Source organism: Peribacillus sp. P4_C12 (genome assembly GCF_056402095.1).
In genome coordinates this window covers 1-728 of the sequence record NZ_JBFUIB010001076.1, presented here as the reverse complement: position 1 = coordinate 728, position 728 = coordinate 1, and the positions used below count along the sequence as shown (strand labels likewise).

The following is a 728-nucleotide window of genomic DNA, read 5'->3' as shown; positions in this document are numbered from 1 at the left end:
CTTTTGCCTACTGTATATCCATACCAAAATATTGGTACGAACATTGTGTAAAGAAAGACGACAAAGGTTGAAATATTATCATCTTCCCATTGACCAGTGATCAAACCAAAAATTACCGCCAATGGAATGCCTATTATAATGCCATCTAGAACTTCTGCTAAAAATCGTTTCCAAAACCCTACTGAATTGCTCATAAATGTCCCTCCTGTTGAATTAGTTAAAATTAACTATTTTACCATATTAAAGGTAATTTAAATAGCTTTTAAAGAATTAAATATGGTTAAAATCCCTCTTTTATTACCAAACATCCGCTTAATTTATATTTAAAAGATTATTTTTTCTTTTTTTGAATATATTTTTGAGTTAGTATACCCACACCATATACGACTGAAATCATGCCAAAGTAAAAGAATATTTTAGAAACCCTTGCTTTACTAGTAAACTTAATGTATGAAAAAGTTGTATAAATAAAATCAATAGCATCTATTATTGATAAAATCAATTGCCCTTCACAGACCTCTTCATAGTTTCCATCCAATACATTAACCCTAACCAACAAACCATGTTTCCTGCCCGATTGTTAAATAACAGATAGTAAATTTTATTTTAAATATCTTATAACATTGTTTCTATAAATATTCCAAAATATCTTTATAAGCGATGTATTTGTTTCTTGTATTGGATGAACGAAGCTTTGAATTAGAATTGTTTTTATAAAAACCTTATCC

Annotated in this window: 2 protein-coding genes; both read right to left on the bottom strand. The window is 28.2% G+C overall.

The annotated features are described in order from the left end of the window. Nucleotides 1–194 (bottom strand): RDD family protein (locus AC1DUW_RS31415; protein ID WP_477644521.1); only part of this gene is annotated, 194 nt, incomplete at its 3' end. A gap of 137 nt (nt 195–331) precedes the next feature. Next, the gene (locus tag AC1DUW_RS31410) at nt 332–538 is read right to left on the bottom strand and encodes a hypothetical protein (RefSeq protein WP_477644520.1); all 207 of its coding nucleotides are present in this window, start codon (nt 536–538) and stop codon (nt 332–334) included. Nucleotides 539–728 lie beyond the last annotated feature (190 nt).